This window comes from Nostoc sp. NZL (assembly GCF_015714705.1).
GTDB classification, from domain to species: Bacteria; Cyanobacteriota; Cyanobacteriia; order Cyanobacteriales; family Nostocaceae; genus Nostoc; species Nostoc foliaceum_A.
In genome coordinates, this window is the sequence record NZ_WBKL01000062.1 from 98,421 (window position 1) to 124,859 (window position 26,439).

At 40.9% G+C, this 26,439-nt stretch carries 26 protein-coding genes and 1 tRNA gene; 14 read left to right on the plus strand and 13 right to left on the minus strand.

The window, feature by feature from the left end:
- Positions 1-115 precede the first annotated feature (115 nt).
- The gene (locus tag F8R90_RS08715; protein ID WP_196510422.1) at positions 116-400 is read left to right on the plus strand and encodes a DUF427 domain-containing protein; all 285 of its coding nucleotides are present in this window, start codon (positions 116-118) and stop codon (positions 398-400) included.
- A 365-nt stretch (positions 401-765) separates the two neighbouring features.
- On the opposite strand, the gene F8R90_RS08720 is transcribed toward F8R90_RS08715, so the two are convergent.
- The 4 genes from F8R90_RS08720 to F8R90_RS08735 form a co-directional block, all read right to left on the minus strand.
- A complete protein-coding gene (locus F8R90_RS08720) occupies positions 766-1,338 on the minus strand; it encodes a Uma2 family endonuclease (RefSeq protein ID WP_196510423.1) in 573 nt (190 codons plus the stop codon).
- Positions 1,339-1,405: 67 nt separating this feature from the next.
- Positions 1,406-1,771 carry a type II toxin-antitoxin system RelE family toxin gene (locus F8R90_RS08725; RefSeq protein ID WP_190890205.1) on the minus strand — a complete coding sequence of 122 codons (366 nt, stop codon included), beginning with the start codon at positions 1,769-1,771 and terminating at the stop codon, positions 1,406-1,408.
- Positions 1,761-2,000, minus strand: a complete 240-nt coding sequence (locus F8R90_RS08730) for a type II toxin-antitoxin system RelN family antitoxin (RefSeq protein ID WP_190890203.1) — start codon at positions 1,998-2,000, stop codon at positions 1,761-1,763. The genes F8R90_RS08725 and F8R90_RS08730 overlap by 11 nt, the downstream gene beginning before the upstream one ends.
- 380 nt (positions 2,001-2,380) lie before the next feature.
- Positions 2,381-3,160 carry a transposase gene (locus tag F8R90_RS08735; protein ID WP_196510464.1) on the minus strand — a complete coding sequence of 260 codons (780 nt, stop codon included), beginning with the start codon at positions 3,158-3,160 and terminating at the stop codon, positions 2,381-2,383.
- On the opposite strand from F8R90_RS08735, the gene F8R90_RS08740 reads away from it, so the two are divergent.
- Positions 3,114-3,284: a hypothetical protein gene (locus F8R90_RS08740; RefSeq protein WP_196510468.1), complete on the plus strand. Its 171-nt coding sequence runs from the start codon at positions 3,114-3,116 to the stop codon at positions 3,282-3,284. The two genes, F8R90_RS08735 and F8R90_RS08740, sit on opposite strands and share 47 nt — an antisense overlap.
- A gap of 111 nt (positions 3,285-3,395) precedes the next feature.
- On the opposite strand, the gene F8R90_RS08745 is transcribed toward F8R90_RS08740, so the two are convergent.
- Together F8R90_RS08745 and F8R90_RS08750 are read right to left on the minus strand one after the other, a co-directional pair.
- Entirely contained in the window at positions 3,396-5,129 is a 1,734-nt protein-coding gene (locus F8R90_RS08745; RefSeq protein ID WP_196510424.1) for an aldehyde dehydrogenase family protein, read from the minus strand.
- Between the two features lie 110 nt (positions 5,130-5,239).
- Complete coding sequence (locus tag F8R90_RS08750) at positions 5,240-6,427, minus strand: VOC family protein (RefSeq protein ID WP_196510425.1); 1,188 nt, start codon at positions 6,425-6,427, stop codon at positions 5,240-5,242.
- 309 nt (positions 6,428-6,736) lie between these two features.
- Between F8R90_RS08750 and F8R90_RS08755 the strand changes: the two genes are divergently transcribed.
- Complete coding sequence (locus F8R90_RS08755) at positions 6,737-6,907, plus strand: hypothetical protein (protein WP_196510426.1); 171 nt, start codon at positions 6,737-6,739, stop codon at positions 6,905-6,907.
- Between the two features lie 347 nt (positions 6,908-7,254).
- Here the strand turns inward: F8R90_RS08755 and F8R90_RS08760 are convergent, their stop codons facing one another.
- The 7 genes from F8R90_RS08760 to alr all read right to left on the minus strand — a co-directional run bounded on the left by F8R90_RS08760 (position 7,255) and on the right by alr (position 17,631).
- The gene (locus F8R90_RS08760) at positions 7,255-10,290 is read right to left on the minus strand and encodes a hybrid sensor histidine kinase/response regulator (RefSeq protein ID WP_196510427.1); all 3,036 of its coding nucleotides are present in this window, start codon (positions 10,288-10,290) and stop codon (positions 7,255-7,257) included.
- 85 nt (positions 10,291-10,375) lie between these two features.
- Positions 10,376-13,204, minus strand: a complete 2,829-nt coding sequence (locus tag F8R90_RS08765; RefSeq protein WP_196510428.1) for a methyl-accepting chemotaxis protein — start codon at positions 13,202-13,204, stop codon at positions 10,376-10,378.
- A gap of 62 nt (positions 13,205-13,266) precedes the next feature.
- Positions 13,267-13,764 (minus strand): chemotaxis protein CheW, encoded by a 498-nt coding sequence (locus F8R90_RS08770; RefSeq protein WP_196510429.1) that lies wholly within the window; start codon positions 13,762-13,764, stop codon positions 13,267-13,269.
- A gap of 4 nt (positions 13,765-13,768) precedes the next feature.
- Positions 13,769-14,146: a response regulator transcription factor gene (locus tag F8R90_RS08775; RefSeq protein WP_069071198.1), complete on the minus strand. Its 378-nt coding sequence runs from the start codon at positions 14,144-14,146 to the stop codon at positions 13,769-13,771.
- A gap of 62 nt (positions 14,147-14,208) precedes the next feature.
- Positions 14,209-15,276 carry a response regulator gene (locus F8R90_RS08780; RefSeq protein ID WP_196510430.1) on the minus strand — a complete coding sequence of 356 codons (1,068 nt, stop codon included), beginning with the start codon at positions 15,274-15,276 and terminating at the stop codon, positions 14,209-14,211.
- 995 nt (positions 15,277-16,271) lie between these two features.
- Positions 16,272-16,353 (minus strand) — tRNA-Leu (locus F8R90_RS08785).
- A 90-nt stretch (positions 16,354-16,443) separates the two neighbouring features.
- Entirely contained in the window at positions 16,444-17,631 is a 1,188-nt protein-coding gene (alr, locus tag F8R90_RS08790; RefSeq protein ID WP_196510431.1) for an alanine racemase, read from the minus strand.
- A gap of 289 nt (positions 17,632-17,920) precedes the next feature.
- Here alr and F8R90_RS08795 point away from each other — a divergent pair, with 289 nt between their 5' ends.
- The 11 genes from F8R90_RS08795 to nuoK all read left to right on the plus strand — a co-directional run bounded on the left by F8R90_RS08795 (position 17,921) and on the right by nuoK (position 26,437).
- Complete coding sequence (locus tag F8R90_RS08795; protein ID WP_190890185.1) at positions 17,921-18,418, plus strand: HNH endonuclease; 498 nt, start codon at positions 17,921-17,923, stop codon at positions 18,416-18,418.
- A gap of 696 nt (positions 18,419-19,114) precedes the next feature.
- A complete protein-coding gene (locus F8R90_RS08800) occupies positions 19,115-20,398 on the plus strand; it encodes a DHH family phosphoesterase (protein WP_190890184.1) in 1,284 nt (427 codons plus the stop codon).
- A gap of 237 nt (positions 20,399-20,635) precedes the next feature.
- Positions 20,636-20,944: a DUF29 domain-containing protein gene (locus F8R90_RS33370; protein ID WP_269141742.1), complete on the plus strand. Its 309-nt coding sequence runs from the start codon at positions 20,636-20,638 to the stop codon at positions 20,942-20,944.
- A 22-nt stretch (positions 20,945-20,966) separates the two neighbouring features.
- Complete coding sequence (locus tag F8R90_RS33375) at positions 20,967-21,134, plus strand: DUF29 family protein (RefSeq protein ID WP_269141743.1); 168 nt, start codon at positions 20,967-20,969, stop codon at positions 21,132-21,134.
- 146 nt (positions 21,135-21,280) lie between these two features.
- Complete coding sequence (gene sixA, locus F8R90_RS08810) at positions 21,281-21,775, plus strand: phosphohistidine phosphatase SixA (protein ID WP_196510432.1); 495 nt, start codon at positions 21,281-21,283, stop codon at positions 21,773-21,775.
- A gap of 108 nt (positions 21,776-21,883) precedes the next feature.
- Positions 21,884-23,020, plus strand: coding sequence for a citrate synthase (locus F8R90_RS08815; RefSeq protein ID WP_196510433.1), 1,137 nt, complete (start codon positions 21,884-21,886; stop codon positions 23,018-23,020).
- A 107-nt stretch (positions 23,021-23,127) separates the two neighbouring features.
- Positions 23,128-23,316, plus strand: coding sequence for a hypothetical protein (locus F8R90_RS08820; protein ID WP_196510434.1), 189 nt, complete (start codon positions 23,128-23,130; stop codon positions 23,314-23,316).
- A gap of 179 nt (positions 23,317-23,495) precedes the next feature.
- Positions 23,496-24,614 carry an NADH-quinone oxidoreductase subunit NuoH gene (gene nuoH, locus F8R90_RS08825; protein ID WP_190890177.1) on the plus strand — a complete coding sequence of 373 codons (1,119 nt, stop codon included), beginning with the start codon at positions 23,496-23,498 and terminating at the stop codon, positions 24,612-24,614.
- Positions 24,615-24,767: 153 nt separating this feature from the next.
- Positions 24,768-25,352, plus strand: coding sequence for an NAD(P)H-quinone oxidoreductase subunit I (gene ndhI / locus F8R90_RS08830; RefSeq protein ID WP_190890175.1), 585 nt, complete (start codon positions 24,768-24,770; stop codon positions 25,350-25,352).
- A 104-nt stretch (positions 25,353-25,456) separates the two neighbouring features.
- The gene (locus F8R90_RS08835; protein WP_190890174.1) at positions 25,457-26,071 is read left to right on the plus strand and encodes an NADH-quinone oxidoreductase subunit J; all 615 of its coding nucleotides are present in this window, start codon (positions 25,457-25,459) and stop codon (positions 26,069-26,071) included.
- 60 nt (positions 26,072-26,131) lie between these two features.
- Complete coding sequence (gene nuoK, locus F8R90_RS08840; protein ID WP_006199065.1) at positions 26,132-26,437, plus strand: NADH-quinone oxidoreductase subunit NuoK; 306 nt, start codon at positions 26,132-26,134, stop codon at positions 26,435-26,437.
- Positions 26,438-26,439: the final 2 nt, after the last annotated feature.

Consider the following 26,439-nt stretch of genomic DNA (forward strand, 5'->3'; position numbering starts at 1 on the left):
TACTTATCATTCATTTGAGCTTGGATAGGCTCTGGTGTAAGTTAGCCGTTAACGAGGATAAAATAAGCTGATCGTGTCAAAATGTTAAGTGTATAGTTTATTTGCAAACTCACTTATGCCGAAAGCAATTTGGAATGGCGCAGTTTTAGCCGAGAGCGATAATACCGTAGTTGTGGAAGGCAACCATTATTTCCCTGTTGACACCATTAACAAGCAGTATTTCACAGAAAGCAATACTCACACCACTTGTCCCTGGAAAGGTGTCGCCAGCTACTACAGTATCAACGTGGATGGACAAATCAACAAAGATGCTGCTTGGTACTATCCCAGTGCTAAGGAGAAGGCTAAAAATATTGAAGGCCATGTAGCCTTCTGGAAGGGTGTAAAAGTTGAGGCTTAATAAGGGTTCCTGAAAGTATTTTAGTTTCAGGGACATTGATATTATGTCCGGCTAATTGCCCATAAAATAATTAGCCCGCGCAGAGAGAAGTCTGAGCGGGCTTCGTATTTAAACTATTTGCGAATTTATTTTAAAAATTCAAAAACTCTGGGATATTAGTCTTATATCATGTCCGGCAAATTACTTGTGATATGTCATTGCGAGTGCAACGAAGTGGAACGTTCGCGCAGCGTCTCGTAGAGAAGCAATCGCAAGGTTTTTGGGATTGCTTCACTTCGTACCCTGCGGGAACGCCAAGGGCGGTACGCAATGACAATTATTTAACCGGACATGATATTACATCTTTTAACTGAATATTAATCATTTTATGAATTAACTTTTGTTGGTTTTAGCCATGTAAAAACCTGCGTAACTGTTAAATTCAATTGCAAAAATTCAGGTACAGGCAATACTTCATCTCCAGTCATCTCTATAGGTTGCTGTCCTGGCAAAAATACTAATACTAAGCGTTCATCTGGATCGATTAACCACCCTAATCGAGTACCGTGTTTTAGACAGTGAAGAATATTTATAATTACCTTAGTTGTATTCTGTTCTGGTGAAAGAATTTCAATTGTCCAATCAGGATAAATTCCAAAGGTATTTTCAATTTCCCCATTAGCATCAAAGGGAATCCGTTCCCAAGCAAATACACTTACGTCTGGTACAATCGAACGTCCGCCAAAAGTACAGCGTAATTCTGGAAAAGCCAAGGCAATTTCTTGCTCTTCAGCAATTTGGCTAATTGCGTTACAAAGTTTTAGTTGTAGCCGGGAATGTTTGCCTTGTGGCATTGGTTTCTGGTAGATACGACCATCTATAAATTCACTAGCAGGCTCTGTTTCTGGCAGTTTGAGGAACTCTGCTAAGGAGATAGATTTGTGCAGCGTACTTGTCATAGCTGTGCAAATGCCATATTTGATTGGAATCTTAGCATTTTCTATCCTTGGATTTTAGGAAGCGAGTCTATTCTCCTTGATGTTGCTGCTTAAAATCAGCTAATATTTGTTGAATTTCTTCTGCTGAAATGTCTTCTTGTTCAGATTTAGAGTAGATGGTTACTAAAATAATATTTGTATCTGTCTTTAAATAATAAATTACTCGATACCCACCACTTTTACCTTTTTGAACATCACTATTTTTGGCCCGTAGCTTAAAAATTGTATATCCAACTCCGGGTATTTTGTCTCCTGGTAATTCTCCTGATTGCAGTTGTTCTATTATTGGTTGAATATCATTACTAATATTCCGGTACTTTTTGGCTAAGATACGCAGATTACGTTTAAATTTAGCAGTGGCTTCGACTTGAATCAAAGGTGGTTCACTCTGCATCAATTCCTTCCCACAGTTGAGATATAGGTATAGTATTTCCGGTCATCGCATCGTACCAACCTTGACGAAAACTTTCACAGGCAGACTCAACAAGTTCATCATCCTCTTCATTCTCTTCCGTGATTAAGACAATGACTCGGACGCGGCTGTGTTTTGCTATAGTCAACGGCTTGTCTAAAGAAATTTGACCCCATTCGTTCACGGTTCCCTTGACTTCAATTGCTTTCATTGTCGTGAATCTGAGTTGTGCTGTTAATAGTATAGGACTTGTATATATAAGTTTTGCTTAAGCTGTGGTAACGATCGCATAAGCGTTTGCGACAAATAGATAAGCGTTCTTAACTAAATCACTTCATCGATAATTTTTATTTAAGTTTTGTTAACGATTGCATAAGCATTTACCACAAATAGATAAGCTTTGGTAACGAAACAACTTAATTGATAAGCTTTGCTTAAGTTTTGGTAACACAACTATAAGCGTTCTGAACAAAACAACTTGTGTTGTTAATGAACAGACAAGCATTCGCAACGAAACAACTTGTGTTGTTAACAAACGCATAAGTTTTCGTTACCAACAGACAAGCATTCGTAACGAAACAATTTCAGGACTTACGCATTGACAGGAGTCTGGCTATGTGTATTCAAGCCCATCTTTTGTTCAAGATGTTCCAGAATGAAGTCACGAGCCACCTGAAGAGACAAATTTCTCTGGACTTCATACCAGTTTTGAATTAACTCCTCAGTTCGCATTAATTCTAGTTGTGTAAAGGCGCGGATAGCACTAAAAAAGTGAGTTTTAATTGCCTCAGATGTTCTCACCATGAATAGCTCAATTCCACACACTTGCTTGATAGCTCGATGGTAACATTCAATCCCCCAGTGAATTGAATGTAATTTATTTAACTCTGTCAGAGAAATTAAAAATAGTGCATCCTTGTCAGGTAAAAACATAATGTAATATCTGTGAGTTTCGTTTTTGAAACTTCTCCGAAATACTTTCACTTGCCCAAACTTTTTTAGATGCACTATTAAACCGTTCTCTGGAATTTCTAGATTTTGAACTTGGGTAAAATTTTTACCATGATGCCTTCCCGAATAAACATAACCAATTAATTCTGTTAACTTTGGGTCACTATGAGGCTTATCAATTACCGTATCATCGTAACTTTTTGTGCCACCGACTAAATTGATATAGAGCTTAACTTCATCAAATAAATCTTTTGGCTCATACTGCTCACGCAGCAAAAACCTATTGACACTATCATGAGACAAATCTTCCATTATTTCTGCCAAACGTGTGCAGCCTGGGTACTTTGATTCTGCCAATAAAAACAGAGTATAAGTGTTGAGATCACACTTGGCGGTCGATGGCTTGGTAGTTGCTCTGATAGTCGTCACCCTTAATGCAGACAACCTCAGTATTATCTGTCTTTCAACGCCTTTGGTGGTTAGCGATCGCCTATTTCTTCCTGATTTATTCAACGCATTTTATGCCTATTTTGTCAATGCGTAAGTCCTGTTTTCGACCCATCCCACAAAACTAGCAAAATCATCTCGCATTTATACAACGCCGATTATTATTATTTAATATGTGCTGTCTCTTGTCTTTTTGGAAATCCCTCTATTATCCCTTTAGTGCCGCAAAAACTACATCCAAAAGTTTACCCCATGTAGGATATGCCTCAAAAGCAGTAACTCGTTGACCAAGTTGTAGTAAGTTCTTATGTGTTGCAAACCAAGCAGGTGTGGGATAAATCCGAAATGGGGAGCGAACAACAGATTTTTGTGGATGATCAAACATGTAAGCATTATGAACTACTCCACGACCAGAGCCGATATCTGTGAGAGTGTTGCCGGGAAAAGCTCCCCAGGTTGTTAACCCTAGAGCATAGATAATTCCTGTCCAAACATTTACCCCAATACCACCGTAGCGTAAGTTGGCGATCGCTCGATCTATCTCGGCAGAATAAGCTTTTTCAGTTTTAGGATGCACTAATAGTACGCAAGAAAGTGTCCCCTTAACTTTTTGATTGGCAAAATTTACGGCTTTGGCTAAAAATTCTCCTGGATCTTCAGCATCTAGAGTAACCTCTGCTAATAAACCACAAAATGCTTCATGATTGAGGGCATATTCTCCTATCTTTGGAGGTACTTGAGGAATCACTGTCCAAGGTATGCTTTCTTCATCAGCATAGACAAGTGCTTGAGCTTGAGGATATTGGTCTAGAAAAGCTTCATATCTTTCTCTAGCTCCTGGGTAGTATGCTTTACGAGTAGGGATTGCTGCTAACTCTTGGTGTAATATCTCCAGAAAAGTATCACGCTGCTTCCACCCTTTGGCAGTCACTAACACTTTTGCTGCATCACAATTAAAGCTGGCGTTATGCGTGACCATACTTGCCACGTGCCGAGCCTGAAAGATTAGGTCGGACTTAGACCAGACACCAGGAACTACCAAAACAGGAGTGACACATCCTAGTTCTGAAGTTATAGGCTTCTTCAGCAAAGGTTGATTACTAGCCTTACGTTGCAATTGTTCCTCGAATGTCTTTCCCCAAACAATTGCATCATGAGTGCGGTCTGATCCCGTGATGTGTACTGTATCAATCTCCGGATGGTGACAAAGGTAGCTTCCTAGTTCAGCATCACCATAAACCACCTTGAAGAAACCATCCTCAATCAGTGACCGAAATGCTTCTTCTATGAAAGAAATATCATATTCATTAATCTGACTGATCTTGATAATCACAACTTGATCTTCGACAAACAACTTATATAAAGTGTCCATCAGGCTAAGAGACAAATTATTTCCTGCCTCCAAAATTAATGCAACGCTTCCTTTATCATGCTTTTTTCGATAGATCAATCCTTGAGTAGCCGGTTTACCGGGTTCTATCCAGACCTCACCTGTAAAACCCATCCAGAAAATGTTATCTATGAAGCTTCCCGGAAGTACTTGAGCTACCACTTGTCCATCTGGGCGAGTAATCCAACGCTTAGGCTTGGGCTGACCAGAAGCTTCTAAAGCTTCGATGAGTAGACGTAAATTTCGGACGATAACCATTGGCCCAGCTAACCATTCTTCGCCTGCCAAAGATTTAGTAGGGTCAATTCCCTTTTCTAAACAGACTCTCTCGATCCATTTAGCCGCTACTTTCTGAACTCCATCTAAGCAATAACGTAAATAGATAATCCGTTCTGGAATTCCAACTTGAAGCCAAGCTTCTTTATGCTTAGAAAGTTGGGAAATCAGTACATCAGCATTCTTAAAAGACGTAATTTTAACATTAGAAAGTTGGGAAACCAGTACATCAGCATTCTTAAAAGATATAGCTTTAACAGATGGAAGATTTTTCATGATTAGGTTTGTATCTTACTTTTAATGTGCAATTTTTTCAGAACTACTTAAAATTTAACTTAATTAATAAAATTAATTAAGTTAAATCTTGATTGATTTCAAAAACCCGTTTATTTATCCATTGGTTGCAGAGAATTCAATTTTGAATTATGACTCCTGAATTCTTTCTTATTCAAATTAGGATAAATTTCATCTGGTTGAAGATTCTCAAGAGCTACCGAAATTTGATTTACTGGAATTGATATCACTTCAATCATCATCTTAGCTACAGATTTTGTATCCAAATAGGCAAAATGATACGCATTCTCTAGCTTGCCTTCCATCGCAATAGAATAGCCTAATTTATTAAAATGTTTTATCAATTCAGAAAAGTTTAATTTTTCGCTAGCAACCCCAATATAATGAACACCTTCACCATGCTTATCAAGTAGATCATGGTATATGCTTATTCCATCCAAAGGCTGCACAATCTCTAATAAAGTATTACCAACATACGTGACTGCTATTCGCACGGATAAATTAACATTTTTGCCATGTATTTTTGTCTCTGATAGTCTTGGAGATTGGAGATTGTACACCTTCCAAGGAGCAATTCCTAGACGTTCGACATAATTACGAACTGTTTTATCAAGGTCATGAGTGATAATACCAATTTTGTAAATTTGATCGATAAAACTATTTGACAACGAAGTATTAATATTAGTATTTTCTGCTGGAATCCAATAGTCTGGCTTAACAATACTAATACCTGCCTTAGCTGATAAGAAAGGTGGTAACTGTAGTATTTCAAGTACTGTTTTTGCGGAATTTTGTGTATTTAAATATGCAAATCTAGGAATGAATAAATCTGAGAAAATACGAGGAATAGAAGGGAGTTTAAGAAAGCCAATTTGCACAGGAATATTAAGCTTACCTTCTTGGATTACGGAATAATCAACTGTAGCCAATCGGTTTACAGCTTTATTTAGATTTAAGTTACCAGTCTCAAGTAAGAGGTGTTGAACACCTTCTTTATAAGTGTCAAAATACTCCTGATAAATATTTTGTCCTTCTAAAGGTTGAATAACCTCTAGCTGAGTATTACCAATCCAAGCAATAGCTAACTTCATTGTAAAATACACTTCTTTACCATAAACTTTAATATCAAAAAGACGTGGCGGTTTATGATCCCAACATTTAAATGGACCAATGCCAAGCTCTTTTGAAAGTCCATAAACAGTTTTTTCAAAATCATTTGTTACTAAACATATTTGTCTTATCTGTGTAAACAAAGAATTGCTATTTTTTTTAATGCTCATATTTTTTGCCATTATATAGGACTATAATTTGGGATTTGAAAAACTTTGTACATCTGGAGAGAGATACAATTACTCATCTTTGTTTGGACAAACGACTCAAATATCCACTTTACATAAGAGGATTTTGAAAATTAAGACTTTTAAAAAACTTTTAAAATCTAGTAGATAACTGGAAATCATATTAACGGTACTATTTCGTAGTGACAATAGATATACAACAAATGTGCAGCAAACTTTAGCAAAATAATTTCAATAAAGTAGTCTCTTAACTTGACGACGATGAAGTAAAATCATAAAAACAGAGTATAAGTGTTGAGAGCACACTTGGCGGTCGATGGCTTGGTAGTTGCTCTGATAGTCGTCACCCTTAATGCAGACAACCTCAGTATTATCTGTCTTTCAACGCCTTTGGTGGTTAGCGATCGCCTATTTCTTCCTGATTTATTCAACGCATTTTATACCTATTTTGTCAATGCGTAAGTCCTGAATTTGTGTTGGTAACGAACAGACAAGCTGTGGTAACCAAACAACTTGTGTTGTAACAAAACCTAGCCCCGATTCTCCGCCGCACTGTACTAGTACCGCAAGGCGGAAGTCAAAACTCAAAATCAATACAGCGTAAGCGTTTAGTTGATTAGAAATGGGTGGTTGATTTACGCCGTGCTGTACTAGTGGTCTGTCAAGAAATAATTGACGAATAGATTTACTGTAGAGACGGCGATTTATCGCGTCTCTCTAACCGTCACAATCATTTTGACAGACTACTAGAGCGTTAGCCTTTGGCGTAACGCACCCTACGAAAATATATGAAACCTAATTATGAATTATTAATTAGATGCTGCCTTTTCTGCCACATTACGAATTATTTCCTCCAGCGTTTGGAGTAATTCTTGCTCGTTGTAAGGTTTAGAAAAGTAAGCTCGCGCCCCCAATTGCATAGCTAGTTGCCGATGTTTATTGCTGCTACGAGAAGTCAGCATCGCAACTGGAATATTTTTTGTATCAACGTCTGAATTTACCTTACCTAAAAATCCATAACCATCTAGACGAGGCATTTCAATATCGCAAATTACTGCCTCAACTCTTAATCCACTATGGAGTTTTTCTAAAGCATCTTGACCATCTTTAGCCTGTTCTACTTGATACCCTCCTTTTTCAAGAGTCAGAGCTAAAAATCGGCGAACATTAATCGAGTCATCTACGATCAAAATTGTGCCTTTCTGCTTAACAGATGCTGCTGATATTTTGTTTTCATCAAATATTAGGAACGGTGTCTTTAACCTTGCTGATGGTAATTGAATACCTTTAGGAGTCCGGCGATTTGTTGCAATCCAATACAGCAGCTCATTGACATTAACTAGTGGCACTACTCGGCCATCACCAAGGATTGTACAGTTGCTGAATCCTTCAGGTAAAGGTATATTTCCCTCAACTTGGCGAATAGCAACTTCCTGTTCACCCCAGCAACGGTCTATTTGGATCGCTACTGGCTGATTATTACCTTTGACTACTAACACGCTGTTAGCATTAATCGCTGCCGGAGTCTCCAACTCTGGGCTATCGTAGCGCAGGCAATTAAACTCTAAGTAGCGAGTCAGGCGAATCAGTGGCAGCATGGTTCCTTGCCAATTTAGAACTTCGCTACCTGCCATTTGGAAAACTCGCTCGTCTTGGAGTAAAGATATTTCTGAAATGACATCTGTGGGAAATGCCAATAGGATTTTGTTGATTTCTACCAGCAGAACTCGCGCAACGGAAAGTGTAAATGGAACTGATAGGGTGAAGGTAGTACCAACTCCTGGTTCCGTATCAACTTTGACATCTCCTCGAATTAGTTTGAGGTTGTTGCGAACCACATCCATACCAACACCGCGACCAGATAATGCTGTCACTTGCTCGGAGGTGGTAAAACCTGGTTCAAAAATTAGTGATAACAGTTCTTCATCACTAGCATTAGCAAGTAAAGAAGCATCCAATCCCATAGCTAGGGCGCGGGTGCGAATTTTCTCCAGAGAAATGCCCCAACCATCATCACGGATAGTAATGAGGGTACGATTACCGCGGTGAGTAGCTGTAATTTCAATTAATCCTTGTTCTGGTTTACCCAGAAGGCGGCGGGTGGCAGAGTCTTCGATACCATGATCAAAGGCGTTCCTTAATAGGTGCATTAAAGGTTCGTTTAATGCTTCTAAAATGCTGCGTTCAATTAAAGTGTTGCCACCTTCAATTTTTAACTGGACATTTTTCCCATGCTCTACATTTAAATCGCGCAAAGCTCTAGGAAAACGTTCAACTAAATCGGACAGCGGCCGCATCCTGATATGATTTAGCTTTGTCTGTAACTGTTTCGATGTTTTATTTAGTTTACGAGCAATTTGGTCTGTATCATCTACACTTAGTTGCACATCAGTTGTAACTTCTTGTACCTGAACAATGGTTTCCATAACTTCCTGCGATCGCAGGTTTAAATCGTTATAGCGATCCATCTCTAAGGCATCAAATTCCCTTTCTGTACCTTGTGTTTGGTGGCTATTTTTATCTTGCACCCGCACTTCAGTAGACATGGAAGCTTGAGTGGAAATTTTGTCGTAGACTATACGTAATTCCTGGTTTTCGCGGTCGAGAACTTGGACTCGTTGGTTAAGGTTACGAACGAGTTTGCGTAATCTTTCTAGTTGCGAGTTTAACCCATTCCGCTGAACAATTAGTTCGCCAAATAAATCATTGATTTGCTCTAATTGTTTACTAGGAACTCGAACGCTATTTTCATGAATTTCCCGCTCTTTACCAACGGCATTTGGCTCTGCTTTACCTTCGCCAAATCTGGCATCTGGAAGATTATCTTCTCTAGCAAATATTGGATTGTGCTCGGTGACATTGACAGCATTTACGTCATCGGCAAATTCTGCATCCACAAATGTAAAATTGGCTGCGATACCTGCGGTGGACTGCGTCAACGCTTCATGATTAGTCCAATTTTCGCTAGTGTTTTCTGGTTGCCAAACAGATGTTGATACTACTTCTGTGTCTGTGGGGAGAGGCTGTGGTATTACTTCTGCTGGTAATAGTAGCTGGGATGGCGTATAACTACCAAAGTCAAGTTCTGTAGGCAAGTTATTTAGTTGATTCGTCAGCACCAAAGCTTGCGATCGCCGCCATGCTTGCAATGCTAACTGGGCAATTTCGGGAATGCGATCGCTGCTAACAGTTTCCAATTGCTGTGTTACTGACTCACAAAGCTTGGTAAAAGCTGCCAACTGGAGCATTTCCCCTAAACCACCCAATTCAGCTGCCATGATCACAACTTCTTCATGCAAACCGGGCTGTTCGCTATCTGCCAATACAGATTCTAGACGCTGTAAACACTCTTCTACTTCTGTTGCAAAAAGCAAGGGGATAACGTCTTGGCCATCTTCTGGGGATAGCATGGTTGAGGCATCCTCAGGGGTGGGGTCACCCAAGCGATCGTGCAACTCATCAAAAATTGGATAACAGAAGGTTGCTAACCACGCATCTTCAACAACATTTCCTTCTGCAAGCAATTCTACAATTTGACGCAGCCAGTCAACTCCAGATAGCAATAAACTTTGCAACTGAGTATCAATTTCTAAAGAATTTTTTTTAGTTTTTAAAACTTTAAAGGAATCTTCCAGACGGTGAGATAAATCACTTAGCGATCTAAATCCCATCATCCCCGCACCACCTTTGATAGAATGAGTGGCCCGGAGTGCAGCATTTATTTTATCTAAATCGATGCGGTTAGTAGTATCGATTTCCAACAATACCGATTCTAAGGTATTCAAGTATTCAGTTGCTTCTTCCAGAAACTGCATCTGGATTTCTAGTTCTTTGTCTTGTAACATGGTTTTTGTTAATAGTCATTTGTCATTTGTCATTTGTCATTTGTCAGTAGTAAGTAGTGAAAAACAAACAACTGACAGATGACCACTAACTAACTTTGAAAGCCTCGACAGTCTCTTGCAACTGCTGGGAAATCTCCACGGTTTGTTGCAGAGATTCGGAAACTTGGCGAGAAGAATCGCTAGTGCGTTGTGATATTGCAGCGATATCTTTCATTAATTGGCTAACACTTTGTGATGTTTCAACCTGAGATGCAGTTGCAGTGGAAATTGACTGTACTAAGGAGTCGATTTGAGATGATACATCCAAAATTTGACTCAGACTTTGTTTAGCCTCCTCCACAATTCGAGTCCCTTCTACCACTTGGGTGGTTCCTATTTCCATTGCTTGCACTACTTCACTGGTTTCGCGTTGGATATTTTCAACAATTTGTTCAATTTCTTGGGTTGCTGCCGCACTCCTGACTGCTAGTTCGCCGACTTCTTCAGCCACTACGGCAAAACCTTGACCTTCTTCACCCGCACGCGCTGCTTCAATACCGGCGTTAATCGCAAGCAAGTTAGTTTGAATAGCGATTTGGTTAATCAAGGAAACCACGCGAGAAATTTGTTGCGAAGATTCTCCCAAACGTTTCACTTTCTTAGCAGTTTCACCAACGGTTTCCCGCAAAGACAGAATGTTTTGTACTGTCAAATCCATCGCGTGTCCACTCTTGGTGGCGGTGTGAGCAGCATTGTTGGCAATGAAAGCAGCTTTTTCGGCGCTTTCGGCTACGGCTTTCATGGATTGGGTCATTTGGTCAACAGCATCGAGGGTGCGGTTGATTTCGGCAGCTTGGGTGAGTGCTTCCTCTGCTAGGTGGCGAATGGCTCCTTCGTTAGAGCCAATGGCACTATTCACATGGATAGCAGCTTGTTTAACTTGGGTAACAATATCTCTGAGGCTTTCCACAATGGAGTTGAAAAAGTCGGCAACAGTGCCTATTTCCCCAGCGGTTACGTCTGCACGCACTGTCAAGTCGCCTCTGGCTGCACCTTCTACGTCGTTGAGTAGTTGTAAAAGTTGTTGTTGCAGTGTTTCTTTTTCTTGCTGTTGTTCATCTGAACCTGTTACCGCAACATTCCTAGATTGCTCTATCTCCTCTAATAACTTGGCTTGTTCTAAGGCATAGCCGACTTGAGTTGCTATCTGTTGAAACAAGTCAATTTCTGGCTGTTGCCAAACACGAGGAGTTTCGCAATGATGAGCAATTAATAAGCCTAAAAGTTGCTCTTGGGCAAGAATCGGTACGATCAAATTACCTTTGACAGCAAATTTTTCCAAAAGTTGGATGTAACCGTTGGCATTTTTCAGGCTTTGGTCTTGATGAATGTTGGCAACTGCTTGCACCTGTCCATCGTGATAAGCTTCTACATAACGTTCCCGAAAATAGGGGTCGTTAATTTGCACTCCGAGCATTTCCGGCCAATTACCAGTTACTGATTCAGCAACGACAACGCCATCCCAAGTATTTGGATTCAGACTATAAATGATTACCCGGTCTGTTTTTAGCACTCGGTGAACTTCTTTCACTGCTGCGTGATAGATATCTTCAGTTTTGAGAACTTTCCGAATTCGTAGGGTAATATCTGCTAGTAATTTTGCCCCTTCAACGTCTACTTCTTGTTCCTTAACTAAGACCTGCAATTGTTCGGCCATCTGGTTGATATTTGCACTCAATAACCCTAATTCGTCTTCTCTTTCGATTTCCAGACGGGTATTGAATTTACCTTGACCAAGCTTTGCTAATGCCGCAGTCGCATTGAGAATTGGCTGTGTAGTAAGTTTAGCTAACCGAGATGCGATCGCAGCTACAATCAATGCTGTCACTGCTGTGCCGATGGCTATAATCCACAACAATTGTCTTTGCGGCTCAAATACAGTTGCTGTGTCTGTGGATAAAAGTACCTGCCAGTTTAAATCGGGTAAGCCGTCTAGCGTACTACCTGGGACGTAGCTGACTAGTTCTTGTTTTTTATAAATTTTGGGAACTTCTATAAAACTATTTAGCTTTTTAGCTGCAAGCAGTTTGGGTAAACTAGAATACTCTTCCTTTGCCTCTTTCCCCAATAATTCCTTTTGTGGACTCAAGAAAACTGTTCCCGAAGCATCGAGCAAATGGTATTGTTGCCCATTGACTACATAGTTTTTGACTACTTCCTCTAAAGATTTTACGGGCATACGCGCTCTTAGCACACCAATAGTTTGGCCCGTCCTTGTATCTTTCACAGGTGCAGCTATATAAATACTCACTACACCAGTATTTTTTGCTGCTTCTGGCTTACTGATAACAGGAGTATCTTTTTGCAAAGCGTCTTGAAAATAAGTACGGTCTTTTTGGTTTTCTAATGGTTCGCCTGTGGACTGGACAATCAAGTTACCTTGGCGATCAAAAACAGCAACACTGTCATAAGCTTTGTAGGCTTCGACAACTCGATCTAGAACTGCTTGTTTTTGCTGAGTAGTGATACTGACACTAGCTTGGGGACTTGTCAAAAATAGCAAGTTTGATATTACCTGAATATCTGCGTAGCGTCCCAGCATGAAGCGGTTAACTTTATCACTTAAATCAATGGCTTCGGCTTGTTGAGATTGAGTAATTTGCTTAGTAATCGATTTATTGGCAAAACTAAAAGCGATCGCGCCGATGCCCAATACTGGTATTGTACCGATTGCGATCGCTAAAATAGTCGCTTTCTTAACCAATCCCAGCCTTGTGAAAGAGCCAATAGCCTGATTTAGGGAAGAATTATTAGCCGTTTCACTAGTAGTCTTAGTTGGTAGCTTTACTAAGCTACCAGTAATTTTTTGGGATGAAATCAGGGATGCTCGATTTTGAGCACCACTCCCTTGATTCGTGTTGGTTTTATTAAACATAAAAGTAGTTCTCCTAACTATGTGAATAAGAACACTAAAAATCTTTTTTTTAGTAATAGACCCTAATCACTGCGGAGAATAGAAGACTGTACAATTGCTTGTGCATCTAATACTAATAATATTTCTTCTTGTTGCACAACACAGCCACATAAATAAGGAACTAAGCTGGATGCCACTTGTCCTATAGGAGAATGAATATCATCAGCGATGAATTTAGTTGTACCTTTTATTTCTTGGACAACTAAGCCCAACACTAAAGATTCCACTTGGATAATGATCGCATTGTACTGCCGCAGTCGATAATCTATAGATTCTAAATTGAGCATTCTTGGCAAATCAACTACCCAAATTATCCGACTGCGCCAATTCATTAATCCTAATATGCAGGAGGGCATATTGGGCATTGAGGTGATAGATTCAACAGGTACAAGAATTGCTTCTTGCGTATGTTTCATTGATAAAACAGCAGCAGTCTGTTGATTTAGCTGAAACTTCAGATAACCGTCTGCTAAGTTATTTTGGGTTGGTTTTGAAGGAAGTGTAATGTTGGTACTAGTCATTGATTCAAATTACCACTGATTTAATAGTACGTAAGAGATGTTCGCGGGTGTAAGGTTTAGTTATATAGGCATCTGCACCTTGTCTCATCGCCCATAAACGATCAATTTCTTGATTTTTGGAACTACAAACTACAATCGGCACTTTTGCAGTAATCGGATTTCTTCTCAAAGAACGACATAATTCAAATCCACTCATTTCTGGCATTACTACATCAGTAACGATCGCATCTGGTTTTTCTAACACAGCTTTTTCTAAACCCTCTTTTGCACCACTTGCTTTAATTACGTTATAACCACTCTCTTTGAGATAATGGCTCATTAATTCCAATTCACTGGGAGAATCTTCTACAATCAGAATTGTGCCAAGCAAAGTCAGGCTCACTACTAAATCTCCTAAAAAAATAAATTAAACATATTTTTTTATTTTTATTTGCCTTGTTTAAATCAACCAAGATGCTTAAAAACCATTTTTAGCAATTCTGATTGGGTGAAAGGCTTAGTCAAATATCCTGATGATCTGACCATTTTAGCCTTTGCCCTGTCGATAAATCCTGTTCTACCAGTCACCATAATGATCGGTGTATTTTTAAAAGCTGAATGTTTCCGTAATAAGGAACATAGTTCGTAGCCATCTAAACTTGGCATTTCAACATCTAGCAAAATCAGATCGGGCTTACTCCGAAGAATTTGCATTAAAGCTTTTACTGGATCGTTGATCATCACAACTGAAAATGTGTTTTCATCCAAAAAGTGTTTGATAGAATTCAAAACTGTTTGGCTATCATCAATGCAGGCAATTGTATATAGTTTTTTGCTAACAGTTGGCTGAGTAGTTTTATTATTCTCAGGAATATCAAAATTGATTGGTATCGGCAACTTTTGCCCAAGTTTTATTTGCAGTTGTGGCTGAACTTGAGACGGTTGTGTTTTAGACAAAACTTGGGAACCCCCACCAGCCGGTATTGATGACTGGATATTTTGCCGATTTCGTAACTGCTTTTGACAGTGTTCAACAAGTAACCGCAAATCCAGGCAGCAGAATTTTGGTAGTTTATCTAAAGAGCTTTCCGGGCTGAATTCATAGCTACCTTCTTTTAAACACAGAAATGATTCCAGTACTTCTTTTGCCAATTCGTCTATCAAGCTTCCTGCTTGTACAGAAGTAATATAATCCTGATTTACTAACCAACAAATAGCTTGGTAATCTGCATTTGGTATTGATTGATGTTCATTCTTCGTCTCAAACATCAGCCGCATCTGCACGCGAGTGGCGCTGTTGAGAGCAGGAATTTGCTGGCTCAAGCGTCGCAAGTGACTGTCAAGCCGCTCAAACAGTTTATCTGAATAGGAGGCATAAGTAAGTTTACCGTCCTCTAGATAAATTGACCAAGAAACTATTCCAGTAAATATGTTTAAGCACCCTGTAGCACGCCGACTGGTTAATTGTGCCAACAGAGATAATGGATGTAGTTTTTGGAACAACCTGTAGCTACCTATAGGAGTTGTGCTCATTTTGCTTTTACTTCAGCTAAATTCGATACGTGTAGGCTAATTTCATACAGAGTGATTTCACAATTGAAATCAGGTAAAAAATATCAAACTTTTGTATTTTTAAGTACATCAGTTTTTATTTAGGGTTTGTGGTGAAACTCAACGAGAACAGCGTTATTTTCAAAGATCAAATCTCAGTAAATTCGTAAATTATTATTAATTTACTTCCTGTTACTGAGATTTACAGACATCTTCGGAGAATAAGACATAAAAATGTCAAGACTAGATGAAGCCACTTTCCATTGAGTAACCCCAATCTGACCACAGGAATAATACTGATTTTGTAAATAGTAATATATTTGAACTTCTGTATTTACACTTAAGTAAAACCCAGTCTTTAACCAACTAAGGACTATAATGAAGCCACTTTGCATTGAGTAACTTCAAGTTGACCACAGCAATAATACTGATTTTTTGATAATAATAAATTAATTTTTTAATATTCACCAAGGCGGCGGGAAGCCCACTTCTTCTCTACGAGACGCTGTGCGAACAAAGGGTGTCCGGGCCTGACTGATGACTGTTAACTGTCAACCATCATCAGTTATCAGTATGCACGTGTTATCCCATCCTCTTTTAGGGGTGGGATGAGCTTAAACTTAAAAATGTCGATTAAAGAGAATGCAAAAGTTATTTTTTGTAGCGACAGCATAACGCACCAAAAGCACTTGGAATGGTACATTACACCCCTAATGCACCCTACCTACGAAAATTGTAGATTATTAAATCCACGTTCTTTATATTTGAAACTATGCTGGCTGAACATATTTTTATTTAGCAGGACTTACGCACTTAAAACCTGAAACTTCGTTCTCGTAGCGCACTCCTCCTTAAAAAGAGGATCTTTTATGCGTAAGTCCTATTTATGTAAAATTTAAATAGGCTGGTAAGTATCCCTGAAGTTTTAGCTCAAGTTTCATTACCAGCCTAGATAAGGCAATTCAATTCATTAAAAGTGCGGATGAAAGGACTTGAACCTTCACTCCTTTCGGAACTAGAACCTAAATCTAGCGCGTCTGCCAATTCCGCCACATCCGCATCAGTTTACTATCATACCATAAGAAATCATTTATGGGAATAAAGAATGAGGGACAAGGGAAAAATTAATTTCTTATGCCCCATACCCAATTACATAACTGCAACACGAGGCAGACGATGCTTAAACCCACAGAGGATTTCCCAGGAAATAGTGTTTAGTTGTTCTGCCCAATCGTCCGCTGAAATTTGTTCTTTTCCCTGTTCCCCTAGCAAGGTTACTACTTCGCCTTCTTGGATATTGGGTATAGCACTCACATCCAGCATCAATTGATCCATTGTAATTGTCCCGATTTGCGAAACCCGCTGACCGCGAATTAACGCCTGCATTTTGTTCGAAAGATTACGAGGCACACCGTCAGCATAGCCAATTCCCACGACAGCGAGGCGAAGTTCACGCGGGGCAATAAATTTATGACCGTAGCTGACAGCAGTTCCTGGGGCAATTGTTTTGACTTGGGTGACTCGCGCTTTAAGTTGCAAAACGGGCTTGAGGTCGACCGCATTTTGTAAATGCGGGGCTGGGTAGAGTCCGTAAACAGCTAAACCTACTCGCACAATGTCGTAGTGCAATGCCGAATTTGTCAGTGCAGCTGCTGAGTTTGCCAAATGCAAGCAGGGCGGTTCAATTCCCATTGCTTTGATTTGAGCGATCGCTTCCTCAAATCGTTTATGCTGTTCTTCCATTGCCGTCGGATCAGGATCATCTGCTGTTGCCAAATGAGAATAAATACTGGCAATAGAAAGATGTGGTAACCGCTGCACTAATTGCACAAATTCGCCAGCTTGCCGCCAATCGGTTCCCAACCTAGACATTCCCGTGTCTAATTTGATGTGTACGGGCACTGGAGAACCATGATTCATAGATTCTAGGATATTGGAAAATACCAAAGCTTGTTTAGGGCTACAGAGTGTGGGCTGAAGTTTCCAATGTGCGATCGCATGAATCTGCTCTGGTGTATGAGTTGCCCCTAAAATCAAAATGGGTGCTTGAATCCCGCCTTCTCGCAATTGAATTGCTTCTGGTACTGTAGCGACTCCCAGCCAACTAGCTCCCGATTGAATTACAGTTTGGGCGACTGTTACCGCTCCATGTCCATACGCATCGGCTTTTACCACTGCCATCAACTGGGTACCTGGCGATAAAAACTGTACCAATTGCTGTATATTGTACGACAACGCCCCTAAATCAATTTCTACCCAAGCTCGTTGCGAAAACCACGCGTAGGGGTCGCACTGCTGATTAGGAACTACACCAGGGATTTGTTTGCGACTTAACATTTGTACTGACTCCTATCCCACCACGGCTAAACTTCCAAGTTATCTATCTATACACGCTCATAAAAGCGAGATCAGATTAAATAGGAAGTTTACCCTTCATATTGGAATTGATACAAGATATTGCGATAGTAAAGTAAAAGTTAAAAGTTGTGAATTTAGAAGTTTAAACTTAATAACTTAATTTCCGAATTATCCCGAAAGTATAATTTATTCTCATCACCCTAACAGGGTATATTTGTGTTAATATATGTAAAACTTAGTGTAAAACTAATACCCTGAGCGCAGATAAATGGGGAAGGTTTTAGTCTTAAACGCCTCTTACGAACCTCTCAATATAACGAGTTGGCGTCGTGCTGTGGTTCTGTTAATTAAGGGCAAAGCAGAACACGTAGAACACAACGGCAAATTTCTATACTCGGATTTCCCGTTGCCGACCGTGATCCGGTTACGTCATTACGTGCGTGTTCCTTATAAAGAAATTCCTCTGACTCGTCGAAATATATTGCACCGTGATGGTCATGCCTGTCAATACTGTGGTTACACAGGGGATGAGTTGACTCTAGACCATGTAATACCGCGATCGCGCGGCGGGGGCGATAGCTGGGAGAATATTGTGACCGCTTGTGTCCGTTGCAATGTCAAAAAAGGCAGTCGCACTCCCCACGAAGCTCATATGCCTTTGCGTCATCCCCCACGCCAACCTTATAGCAGCCTCTATTTTGAAGTCAGCAAACATCTTAAGAGTGGACTGCACACAGAGTGGCAAAAATATGTTATAGGTCTTTGAGCAAAAAAGCAGAGGAGCAAAGGGGAAAGAAAAAATAACCTCTTGCTTTGGGACATAACCAATAACTTTAGTTATGGAGCGTTTAAAAATTGTCGGCTATATGGCTTGCAACGAAGGCGAGTGCGTCTCGTAGACAGGCACAATCTGTCAATGCTCAATGCTTCTACATTTGTGTATGGGTTTCCCCCTTGCTCCTCATCTTTCCTGGCTTTTGCCTTCTTCCACTAGGCTCGCTCTAAATTATCAGAATTTTCAGAATTTTCAAAGGGGATACTAAACACGCGTTGTTCATCAAAAATAATTATTAATTGCTCAATAGTCACAATGATGAGAATATTAAGCATAAGAATATTTCTAATATCAAGGACTAATTCTAAAGTATAAAATAGAAAATACACCCTAAGCCAGATAAAAATTCAGTTGATTCAATTTAGGTAAGAGAAAAAAGCTCTTAAAAGAAATTTATGCTGTCAGATACAGCCCGATATACTAAAATTCTTTGCCTCCAGCACCTATACGCACTCTCATGGAATTTAGTTTATTGTTGAGCGCTGTTACTGACAAAAAATATACTTAGATGTATAGTGCAATGTCTTGAAATTTTTGCGAAGATCAGAATAATGTGGCTAAATTCAGTGAATTGCTGATCGTAGTATTTCTGAATTAAAGGAGCCTCACACTTTAAAAAAGTTCCCTATGTACTTGAATTCGCCTGTTACTCAGTTTGAGAGTTTGTCATTGACCACAGAGCCAAACCCAGAGGAACCTGAAATCGAGAAAGCGCCAGTGGAAGTTGCATTTAAGAGTCCGTCATTACCGCCATCGGTAGGTGATGGGGCTATATATCTCAGTCAGCGTGGTAATTCGCTGGCACAACAAAAGTCAGAAGAACTGCAAAAAACCCTTCTGGCACATCGGCATGATCGCCAACTGGTAATTCTGCAAGATTTTCCTGACCCTGATGCCCTTTCCTGTGCTTGGACTTATCAGTTAATCGCCCAGCAATATGATATCAAATGTGAAATAATTTATGCTGGTGCGTTGAGCCATCAAGAAAATATTGCTTTGGTAAGGCTAACTAACTTACCAATCCAACGTTGGACACCGCAAACTTTGAAAACCAAAGATTTGTCATCTTATCAAGGTTTTGTACTAATTGATAACCAGGGAACCACTTCACAGCTACTGTCAGCGGTGCAGCAAGCTGGAATTCCCCTAGTGGTACTAGTTGATCATCACAGTATACAAGGTGATCTCCACTCAGAGTTTGAGGATATCCGCCCTTATGTAAGAGCAACAGCAACAATTTTTACCCAGTACCTCCAGACGGGATTACTGGCATTAGATACCAGCATAAATCAACACGTCAAATGTGCCACTGCCTTGATGCACGGCTTGCGATCTGATACAAATCGGCTCATGCAAGCGCAAGAAGAAGACTTTATGGCAGCGGCGTATTTAAGCCGATTTTATGATGCTCAACTGCTAAACGCCATTTTACAGGCGAACCGTTCCAAGCGGGTAATGGATGTGATCGAGCGATCGCTGAAAAATCGCATCGTCCAAAATAACTTTTCTATCGCTGGTGTTGGTTACTTACGCTATGATGACCGCGATGCCATCCCCCAAGCGGCTGATTTTCTTGTCACCGAAGAAAACGTCCACACCGCAGTAGTTTATGGCATTGTTCACGATGAAGACGATGAACTGGAAATAGTCATCGGCTCCCTGAGAACCACCAAACTTACCCTTGATCCTGATGAATTCATCAAAGAAGCCTTTGGACAAGATAGTGCAGGGCGCTTTTTTGGCGGTGGAAGGACAAGCGCAGGCGGCTTTGAAATCCCGATGGGCTTCTTATCTGGCAGCAACGAAAATTCCGCCTATGCGAAAATGAAATGGGAAGTATTCGATGCTCAAATTAAACAAAAACTGCTGAGGTTGGTTAATCCCAGAGATAACCCGATTCAGTCGGAGTAGAAGGAGATTAAGGAGATGGAGAGAACTCCTAACTCATGCAGCAGTCAAAATGTTTGGTCAGATAGCATCCCTAAGTCATTTGTGATAAACATATTTCCCGACTTTTGAGAAAAGTCGGGAATTTTGATCTTTTCACAGAGGCTGAACTGATTGAGGATGTAGTTCATGCTTAATGTTAAGTAGGTAGGCACAAATATAAATTGCGCCTACCTATTTTATTTGCTAAAAAGAAGCGTCATGAAGTCTATAGAATTGCAAATGTTACAAACTCTGTATGAGCAAGATTTTTGTGCGTGGGTAGAGCAGACAGCAGAGCTTTTGCGATGTCTACGACGGGCTACGCCTACGCACCACTGGGACACGCTTGATTTAGAACACTTAATTGAGGAAGTGGTGGACTTGGGTAAGAGTCAACAACGGGCGTTGCAAAGTGCGTTGCGGTTGGTGTTGTCGCATTTGCTGAAGTGGAAGTATCAACCAGAACGTCGCAGTCATAGTTGGCAAGTGACCATTACCAGTGAGCGACTGAATACTGAATATAGATGAATTACTGCAAGAAAGTCCTAGCTTGCACCTCTTTTTAAATGATGCCGAGTGGATTAATACTACTTATCAGCGATCGCGGCGAGAGGCGATGGTGGAAACGGGTTTATCAGAGGATAACTTTGCGATCATCTGTCCCTTTACTGTCGATAATATTTTAGACTTAGACTTTTATCCTAATGCTGACCAATAATTTTAGAACGTGTAACACTGCACTGTACCAGACAGATGGCAGAGAAACGAATACGTAATAATGAGATTAGGATAGGTTAATTCACACCAGACGATAATTTTAACTAAGTACGGGCTACGCCCCGCTACGCTAATAAAACTAAAAGTATGGAACTATATTTAATTCGTCACGGTATCGCTGAAGACAAGGGATTAGGCATCAAGGATGAGGAGCGCAGCCTTACCAAAGAAGGAAGGCAAAAAACGGAGAAAGTTGCTCAGAAAATTGTTAAATTGGGTTTAAGCTTTGATTTGATTCTCACCAGCCCCTTAGTGCGGGCCCGCCAAACGGCTGATATCCTCATATCAGAAAAACTAAGCTCCCAGTTAGAGGAATCTAGCCACCTCGCCCATGATGGTCAAATTTCTAGTTGGCTAAAAGACTGGTTAGAGCCAAGAAATTATTCCCAAAATACCCAACTGGCGCTGGTTGGACACGAACCTGATTTGACCAATTGGGCAGAAATTCTCCTATGGGGAGAAGTCAAAGAAAGCTTAGTCTTGAAAAAAGCAGGTATGATTGGGATAAAACTACCAGAAACAGGTTCTCCTCTGGGTCGTAGTCAGATGTTTTGGTTGACACCACCCAAGTACCTGCTATAACAGTTTTTCAACATTTTCTATTGTTGTTAGAACGGCTACTGTTATGGCGACAATAAATTTCTGGTAAGTTAGCTTGATCAGATATTTCACAAAGCGAATGGTGTTGCCATGATGGTGTGCGAATACAAGCCTGGTTTAGAAGGCATTCCCGCCGCTCAATCAAGTATCAGCTATGTTGATGGGCAAAAGGGAATACTAGAATATCGTGGCATCCGGATTGAAGAACTAGCAGAAAAAAGTACATTCCTAGAAACTGCTTATCTCTTAATCTGGGGCGAACTGCCAAGCAAAGAAGAACTGGAAACATTTGAGCATGAAGTTCGTTACCACAGGCGAATAAAGTACCGCATTCGGGACATGATGAAATGCTTTCCAGAAAGCGGTCACCCAATGGATGCGCTGCAAGCCTCTGCTGCTGCTTTAGGCTTGTTTTATTCGCTCCGGGATTTACATAATCCTGCCTACATTCGAGATTCGGTGGTGCGCCTAATAGCAACCATTCCGACAATGGTGGCGGCGTTCCAACTGATGCGAAAAGGCAATGACCCGGTACGTCCCCGTGATGACTTAGACTACTCCGCCAACTTTCTATACATGCTCAATGAGCAAGAACCCGATCCTCTGATGGCGCGGATTTTTGATATCTGCTTGATACTTCAAGTCGAGCATACAATGAATGCTTCCACTTTCAGTGCCAGGGTGACAGCTTCCACCTTGACTGATCCTTACGCTGTGGTTGCTAGTGCCGTTGGAACTTTAGGTGGGCCTCTGCATGGTGGAGCCAATGAAGAAGTAATTCAGATGTTGGAAAAAATTGGCACTGTGGAAAATGTCCGTCCCTACATAGAGCATTGTCTAGAAACTAAATCCAAAATTATGGGTTTTGGACATCGTGTCTATAAAGTGAAAGACCCACGAGCCATAATCTTACAAGGACTAGCAGAGCAACTGTTTGAGAAGTTTGGCTATGACAAGTTCTATGACGTTGCTCAAGAAATGGAACGAGTGGTAGGAGAAAAACTCGGTAGCAAAGGGATTTATCCCAATATTGACTTTTACTCAGGTTTGGTGTATAGGAAGATGGGTATTCCCACAGACTTGTTTACGCCAATATTTGCGATCGCTCGCGTTGCTGGTTGGCTAGCCCATTGGAAAGAACAACTAGCAGAAAACCGGATTTTCCGTCCTACCCAGGTTTACAACGGTCGGCACGAAGTTACTTATACCCCCATTGACCAACGTTAACTGGCAGTTAAGCAATTTTGGATTTTAGATTTTGGATTCTTTTTCTTAGTGAAAACAAGGTGCTTTTACCAAAAAATCTCAAATCGACAGTCTAAAATTACTAAGTCATGTCAGTCCCCAGTTCTGGGGAAGCAGAAAATTTCACAAAGCAGACAACCGTTGCCAAAAGGGAAGCGGAGTATTTGTGTTGTCGTGCCGGGGGACAAGGAGGACAAAGTAAAATTTTCTTCCTTGTTTTCCCCTGCTCCCCAAATTCTGAGGATTTATTAGCCAATCTCAATGCCAACCATAAGTAGAAGTTCTCATCTCGCTTCAGAGGGCTAAAACCATCCAAGGATATACTAGGCATGGGAATTAGCAACAAATCTTCAATCAAGCGTCATCTGGGCAAAAATTAAAAATAGGTGAATTTACAGGTATTAATTCAACTAATAGTTGTAACTCACCATGACTCGATGTCTTAAAGAGCGGAAACATGAACTCAGGAATTGACCTCCAAGGAACTTTTATTGAATCCCTCCGGGATTTAGGTATACCAGCAGGAACAGCCAAAGCAATTTGGATGCCACTGCCAATGATACTGATGCTGATTGGGGCAACAGTGGGGGTATTAGTTGCTACTTGGCTAGAACGAAAAATTTCCGCCGCTGCACAGCAGCGAATTGGGCCAGAATACCAGGGTCCTTTTGGGTTACTAGTACCTGTAGCAGATGGATTGAAGTTGGTATTTAAGGAAGATATAGTACCAGCCAAATCTGACCCCTGGCTGTTTACCCTTGGCCCAATTATTGTTGTGATTCCGGTGTTTCTGTCATTCTTGATCGTCCCTTTTGGGCAGAACATCGTAATTAGCAATGTGGGTATGGGCGTATTCTTGTGGATTGCCTTGTCAAGCATTCAACCGATTGGTTTGTTAATGGCTGGCTACGCATCTAATAACAAATACTCCCTCTTAGGGGGGTTGCGGGCAGCAGCGCAATCTATTAGTTATGAAATTCCCTTGGCCTTAGCGGTGTTAGCGATCGCTATGATGTCTAACAGCCTCGACACCGTTGATATTGTTAATCAACAGTCTGGCTACGGCATTCTGGGCTGGAACATTTGGCGACAACCAATCGGTTTCCTGATCTTTTGGATAGCCGCCCTAGCTGAATGCGAACGATTACCCTTTGACTTACCCGAAGCAGAAGAAGAAATTGTCGCAGGCTATCAGACTGAATACTCAGGTATGAAATTCGGTCTTTTCTACCTGGGTTCTTACGTTAACTTGATCCTTTCTTCCCTACTAGTAGCAATTCTCTACCTGGGCGGTTGGGACTTTCCCATTCCCCTCAACCTCATCGCTGGTTGGCTGGGAGTCAGTGAACTAAATCCCGTGTTCCAGATAGTAACTGCTGCTTTGGGGATCACGATGACCGTGTTTAAAGCCTATTTACTAGTGTTTGTCGCCATCCTGTTGCGCTGGACAGTGCCACGGGTACGGATTGACCAATTGTTAGATTTAGGATGGAAGTTTTTGTTGCCAGTTGGTTTGGTTAATCTCCTATTAACTGCCGCCCTGAAACTAGCCTTTCCCTTCGCCTTCGGCGGGTAATGAGAGAGTTAAGAGTTAGGAGTTATAAGTTATGAGTTATGAGTTATGAGTTTTTAATTAACTCCTCATTCCTCACTCCTAACTCCTCACTCCTAACTCCTCACTCCTAACTCCTCACTCCTAACTTTTATCCCCTTAAAAGAGAGACAAAAAATGCTAAAGTTCCTGAAACAAGTTGGTGATTACGCCAAAGAAACGGTACAAGCTGCGCGTTACATTGGTCAGGGACTTTCTGTTACCTTCGATCATATGCGGCGGCGTCCGATTACCGTACAGTACCCTTACGAGAAACTGATTCCTGGCGAACGGTTTCGCGGTAGGATTCACTTTGAATTTGATAAGTGCATTGCCTGTGAAGTTTGTGTTCGCGTTTGTCCCATTAACCTGCCTGTAGTAGATTGGGAATTCGACAAAGCTAGCAAAAAGAAAAAACTCAATCACTACAGCATTGACTTTGGGGTTTGTATTTTTTGCGGTAACTGCGTGGAATTTTGCCCAACTAATTGTCTATCTATGACAGAAGAGTATGAGCTTTCCACTTACGATCGCCATGAATTGAACTATGACAGCGTAGCGCTAGGTCGTCTGCCCTACAAAGTAACAGATGACCCAATGGTGACACCACTGCGCGAATTAGTTTACCTACCCAAGGGCGTCCTCGAACCACATGGACTGCCCGCAGATGCACCGCGTGCGGGTGCGCGTCCAGAAGACCTGGTGGAACAAACAGAAAAATGAATGTAATTTGTCATTTGTCCTTCGTCCTTTGTCTAATGACAATTGACCAATGACCAATGACCAATGACCAATGACTAATGACCAATGACTAAGGACAAAAAACAGTGAATCTAGCAGAAGGAGTACAGTTTGTATCGCTTGGCATATTGGGTGTGATGATGATTGGGGCGGCCATTGGCGTGGTGCTGTTCTCCAACATCGTCTATTCAGCCTTTATGCTAGGCGGCGTGTTCATCAGCATAGCGGGAATCTACCTGTTGCTAAATGCTGATTTTGTTGCAGCTGCACAAATACTGATTTACGTTGGGGCGGTTAACGTATTGATTTTGTTTGCCATTATGTTGGTGAACAAGCGGGAGAGTTTTGTAGCATTTCCCAACTCTTGGGTGCGGAAATTACTGACTGGTTTAGTCAGTGTAGGATTGTTTGGTCTTTTAAGCACAATGGTTCTGGCTACTCCTTGGGCCTACTCAACTCCTCCTGTGGCGGGTGGTGAAAGTTCTATCATTTTAATTGGAGAACATTTCTTCACTGACTTTTTACTACCCTTTGAATTGGCTTCCATTTTGCTGCTGATAGCAATGGTAGGAGCAATTATTTTGGCACGCCGCGAGTATTTGCCAGACCTGTTGACACCATCCAAACTGGGGCAAACTGTTTTGACTTTGCAAGAACGCCCCAGAGAACTAGTATCAACAACTAGCGAAACAAAAGAGTAATATTTACGACCTGAGTCGTAGATAAATAGCCAGATTTTTTCAGGAGGGATACTCAGATTCATGCAACTCCAGTACTTTTTATTACTAGCAGCAGCTTTATTCTGCATTGGCATCTACGGTTTAATTACCAGCCGCAATGCTGTGCGGGTGCTGATGTCAATTGAGTTACTGCTCAATGCTGTTAATCTGAATTTAATGGCATTTTCCAACTTCCTCGACTCAACATTAATTAAGGGTCAGGTTTTCACAGTATTTGTGATTACCGTGGCCGCAGCCGAGGCGGCGGTGGGTTTAGCGATCGTGCTTGCCATTTATCGCAACCGCGATACCGTCGATATGGAGCAGTTTAATCTCCTGAAGTGGTAATT

Coding starts and splice junctions, on each gene's coding strand:
- F8R90_RS08715 (WP_196510422.1), top strand. CDS start 116: ATGCCGAAAGCAATTTGGAATGGCGCAGTTTTAGCCGAGAGCGATAAT.
- F8R90_RS08720 (WP_196510423.1), bottom strand. CDS start 1,338: ATGACAAGTACGCTGCACAAATCTATCTCCTTAGCAGAGTTCCTCAAA.
- F8R90_RS08725 (WP_190890205.1), bottom strand. CDS start 1,771: ATGCAGAGTGAACCACCTTTGATTCAAGTCGAAGCCACTGCTAAATTT.
- F8R90_RS08730 (WP_190890203.1), bottom strand. CDS start 2,000: ATGAAAGCAATTGAAGTCAAGGGAACCGTGAACGAATGGGGTCAAATT.
- F8R90_RS08745 (WP_196510424.1), bottom strand. CDS start 5,129: ATGAAAAATCTTCCATCTGTTAAAGCTATATCTTTTAAGAATGCTGAT.
- F8R90_RS08750 (WP_196510425.1), bottom strand. CDS start 6,427: ATGAGCATTAAAAAAAATAGCAATTCTTTGTTTACACAGATAAGACAA.
- F8R90_RS08760 (WP_196510427.1), bottom strand. CDS start 10,290: ATGTTACAAGACAAAGAACTAGAAATCCAGATGCAGTTTCTGGAAGAA.
- F8R90_RS08765 (WP_196510428.1), bottom strand. CDS start 13,204: ATGTTTAATAAAACCAACACGAATCAAGGGAGTGGTGCTCAAAATCGA.
- F8R90_RS08770 (WP_196510429.1), bottom strand. CDS start 13,764: ATGACTAGTACCAACATTACACTTCCTTCAAAACCAACCCAAAATAAC.
- F8R90_RS08780 (WP_196510430.1), bottom strand. CDS start 15,276: ATGAGCACAACTCCTATAGGTAGCTACAGGTTGTTCCAAAAACTACAT.
- alr (WP_196510431.1), bottom strand. CDS start 17,631: ATGTTAAGTCGCAAACAAATCCCTGGTGTAGTTCCTAATCAGCAGTGC.
- F8R90_RS08795 (WP_190890185.1), top strand. CDS start 17,921: ATGGGGAAGGTTTTAGTCTTAAACGCCTCTTACGAACCTCTCAATATA.
- F8R90_RS08800 (WP_190890184.1), top strand. CDS start 19,115: ATGTACTTGAATTCGCCTGTTACTCAGTTTGAGAGTTTGTCATTGACC.
- F8R90_RS33370 (WP_269141742.1), top strand. CDS start 20,636: ATGAAGTCTATAGAATTGCAAATGTTACAAACTCTGTATGAGCAAGAT.
- sixA (WP_196510432.1), top strand. CDS start 21,281: ATGGAACTATATTTAATTCGTCACGGTATCGCTGAAGACAAGGGATTA.
- F8R90_RS08815 (WP_196510433.1), top strand. CDS start 21,884: ATGATGGTGTGCGAATACAAGCCTGGTTTAGAAGGCATTCCCGCCGCT.
- F8R90_RS08820 (WP_196510434.1), top strand. CDS start 23,128: ATGTCAGTCCCCAGTTCTGGGGAAGCAGAAAATTTCACAAAGCAGACA.
- nuoH (WP_190890177.1), top strand. CDS start 23,496: ATGAACTCAGGAATTGACCTCCAAGGAACTTTTATTGAATCCCTCCGG.
- ndhI (WP_190890175.1), top strand. CDS start 24,768: ATGCTAAAGTTCCTGAAACAAGTTGGTGATTACGCCAAAGAAACGGTA.
- nuoK (WP_006199065.1), top strand. CDS start 26,132: ATGCAACTCCAGTACTTTTTATTACTAGCAGCAGCTTTATTCTGCATT.